The sequence below is a fragment of the Propionicimonas sp. genome (assembly GCF_034927565.1).
GTDB lineage: Bacteria > Actinomycetota > Actinomycetes > Propionibacteriales > Propionibacteriaceae > Propionicimonas.
The window spans coordinates 1-3571 of the sequence record NZ_JAYFPT010000048.1; the positions used below are offsets into that span (position 1 = coordinate 1).

Sequence of the window (3571 nt, forward strand, 5' to 3'; positions counted from 1 at the left end):
GGGAGGCATCCTCGGCTGGCGGAGGGACCGGTACGCCTTGCTGCACCAGACGTTCGAGGCGGTCGAGCCGAGCGTGAAGGCCACGTCCGTCCACGTCGGCACCGGGCAGCAGCACCCGGGCGCACATCAACTCCAGGTGCAGCCGGGGAGCGGTCGTCCCCCGCATCTCGGTGAGGCCGACGGCGATCACCTCTGCGGCCCGGGTGAGTTCGCCGGCGCCGAGAGCGTTGGCCTGGGAGCTGAGTCGCTCCGCCTGATCGGCGGCGACATCCACCAGCCCGGAACTCAGCGCGTCCGGGACGGCGGCGACGATGATCAGGTCACGCAGCCGGCGCAGCAGGTCCTCAGCGAACCGGCGCGGATCCTGCCCGACCTCGATCACCTTGTCGATGGCGGCGAAGACGCCGTGAGAGTCGCCGGCGGCGAAGGCGTCCACGATCTCGTCGAGCAGCGCGTCGGGGGTGTAGCCAAGCAGGGCGGTCGCCTGGGTGTAGCTCACCCCGTCCTCCCCGGCACCGCCGAGCAACTGGTCGAGCACCGACAGCGAGTCACGGACCGAGCCCGCCCCGGCCCGCACCACCAGCGGCAGGACGGCAGGCTCGACGGCAATCCCCTCGGACGCGCACACCTCGCCCAGGTAGCCGCTGAGCACCTTGGGCGGTACCAACCGGAACGGGTAGTGGTGGGTGCGCGACCGGATCGTCCCGATCACCTTCTCCGGCTCGGTGGTGGCGAAGATGAACTTGACGTGCGGCGGCGGCTCCTCCACCACCTTCAGCATCGCGTTGAAGCCCTGCGGGGTGACCATGTGGGCCTCGTCAATGATGTAGATCTTGTAGCGGCTGTGGACGGGAGCGAAGAAGGCCCGCTCCCGCAGGTCGCGGGCGTCATCCACCCCACCATGGGAGGCGGCGTCGATCTCGATCACGTCGATGCTGCCGGGGCCGCCGCGCGCCAGGTCGCGGCAGGACTGGCACTCGCCGCAGGGCACCGGGGTGGGACCCTTCGCACAGTTCAGGCAGCGGGCGAGGATGCGGGCTGACGTGGTCTTGCCGCAGCCACGCGGCCCGGAGAAGAGATAGGCGTGGTTGACCTTGTTGTTCAGCAGCGCGCGTTGCAGCGGCTCGGTGACGTGCTCCTGCCCGATGACTTCGGCAAAGGTGTCGGGACGGTAGCGCCGGTAGAGGGCGAGCGGGGCGTCGGGACGGTCGATCGTCTCGTTCGGCTCACGCAGCGCATCGACGGCGTTCATCAGGGAGGCGGTGACCTCGTCCTGGGAACGGCCGGAGAGGGTGCCGGACGGTGGCTCGGCGACATCGAACGCCTCGGGCTCGCCCGGCTCCTCGAACAGGCTGGGGCCCTCCTGCTCGTAGAGCTCGAGCGGTTCCTCCTCGAAGAGGTCGTCGTCGCGTTCGTCCACGGTTGAACCTTACGGGGTGGCGGCGACAGATTCGACGGGACTGACGACGTCAGGGGCCCTCCGCAGGGTGCGGGGCGGTGCTGAGCGGGACTGCCGGGAGGCTGGACGGTGGCCGGGGACTGTGGTCGTGGGAACGCTGACCGTGGGAACGGCGGTCGTGGGGACGGCGGTCGTGGGGACGGCGGCCTGTGGCCGTGAGGACACTGTGGCGGCAGACGCCGGGCCGATCATGCGATGGCGTACCCCTGGCGGCGGCGAACAGCAGTTCAGCGATCTCCGCTGCGGCGCTCGCTGCGCAGCGCGCCGGAAAGCTCCGGAGACAAGGCGGCCCCCGCGCACCCGGAAGAGCTCACTTACCCTTGCTGTCTTCCGACCCTGGGGGAGTTGGGCGAGGTACCGCCGCGCGGGGAACCGTCCATCACTCTACCCGACCCGGGCGGTATTCGGCTCCCGGGCGACTGGCTCAGCCATGACGATCGCGAACTGTGCTGCCGTCCTCACCTGGAGACCTGAGCCGACGAAGCCCGCAGGCGGTGGGGTCTGGCGGTGGAGTTCTGCGGCCGGCCTGACGCACATCCGCGCCGGAGCGGAGCGGGGCCGACGAAGCCTGCCGGTCCCGCCCAAGAGCAGCGCGCGTCCGTGCTGGCACGGAGCGGGCAGGTAGCCGTCGTCCGGCACCGTTGTCAGCTGCCGAGCGTCTCGACCGCTGCCTGAGCGAGGGCCTGGGCCACCTGGGTGCGGAACTTCGACGATTTCAGCAGGGCCAGATCCTTGCTGTGCCGCATGTTGCCGATCTCGAGCATGACGCCCGGTGTCTGCGTGAGCAGGTTCAGGGTGGCGATGTCCTTGCGTGGGCTGAGCGCGGTGCCCTTGCCGATGTAGGTCGAGCGCGGCATCGCCGTCCGCCGCTGCAGTTCGGCGCGGACATTGGTGGCGAGCACGCGGGACTTCTTCTCCAGCTTCGGCCCGCCGGCCATGGTGGTGGAGATGATCACGTGGAAGCCCCGGGCCTTCGCGGAGACATTGCCGTCAGCGTGGAGCGAGATCAGCAGGTCGGCCTTGGCGTCATTGGCCACCTTCGCCCGCTTGTTGACGCAGGGGCCAAGGCCGGAATCGTTCTCGCGGGTCAGCACCACGGTGGCACCGAGCTTCTTGAGTTCGGTTCGGAGCAGTTTCGCCTGCGCCCAGGTGTAGGCATGTTCGGACAGCCCTTTGCCTGCCGTGCCCGAGGAATTGCAGGCCTTGCGTTTGCCGTTGCCTGCCGGGACCTTCTTCGTGTTGAAGGACCTGGAGTATTTCCCGTTGTGTCCCGGATCGACGACGATCAGCTTTCCCTTCAGTGGTTGGGAGACTGACGTCAGCGCCGTGGGCTCCGGGGACGGGCTGAACCCGACCTGGCCGGACGCGGTCGGAGTGGCGGAGGCACGGGGGGAGGACGACCTGACCGGCTGCGCGCTGGCGGATGCCGTCGAGGTCTGCGACAACTGCCCGGTCACGGTGTCGGACGGGGTGCCCGCGCTGCAGCCGCCCACCAGCAGGGCGACGGGCACGCACACCAGTTTCAGCCAACCACGCACGGCACGACTGTAGGCCTTTCGGGCCGCGCTGTGCCGGGGTTCAGCCGACGACAAGAGCCTGTAGTTCGCCGACCGGGAGACTGCGGGTGGCCGAGTGGGTACCCGGAAGAGTGCCGGAGAACCCGGCGACGCTCCAGTGAACGTCCCAGTGGGTGGTGGCCGTGACGGTGTAGGAACCCTTGGACGGCTTGGTGTAGGTGTAGCCGCAGGTCGGGGACTTCGTGCCCGGTTTGACGGACTCGCGGTAGGCGGTCGTGCGCGTGCAGCTGGTGGTGCGTCCGTCGCCCATGGTGAAGGTGGTCGAGCGGTACCGCGCCCGCAGCGTGAAGGTGTAGCCGTAGGCGGACTCGGAGGCGCTGACGGTGTCGGGGCCGTCCGTCCACAGCCACAGCGGGTAGCCGACCACTGCCATGTGCCACTCGTTGGCGTTGGGGTCGGGTCCGAACTGTGGGGTGGGAGTGGGCAGCTGCAGCCTGACGATCAGGTGGCGGGCGAGCATTTCGGCGGTCGGCTTGTCGAGATCGTCCGGAGGTTCATAGCCTGGACAGTCGTAGGGCGAGTGGACGGTGGGCTG

The 3571-nt window shown here is 69.2% G+C and carries 2 protein-coding genes, 1 other RNA gene and 1 pseudogene; all 4 read right to left on the reverse strand.

Features of this window, described 5'->3' with window-relative positions:
- Window positions 1-1351: DNA polymerase III subunit gamma and tau (locus tag VB080_RS09775; RefSeq protein ID WP_416339632.1), on the reverse strand; the 1351-nt coding region annotated here is incomplete at its 3' end.
- A gap of 388 nt (window positions 1352-1739) precedes the next feature.
- Window positions 1740-1837: signal recognition particle sRNA small type (ffs, locus tag VB080_RS09780), an RNA gene on the reverse strand.
- A 266-nt stretch (window positions 1838-2103) separates the two neighbouring features.
- Window positions 2104-2997, reverse strand: coding sequence for an N-acetylmuramoyl-L-alanine amidase (locus VB080_RS09785; protein ID WP_323418256.1), 894 nt, complete (start codon window positions 2995-2997; stop codon window positions 2104-2106).
- A gap of 40 nt (window positions 2998-3037) precedes the next feature.
- Window positions 3038-3571: pseudogene (locus tag VB080_RS09790) on the reverse strand (Tat pathway signal sequence); the annotation flags it as partial.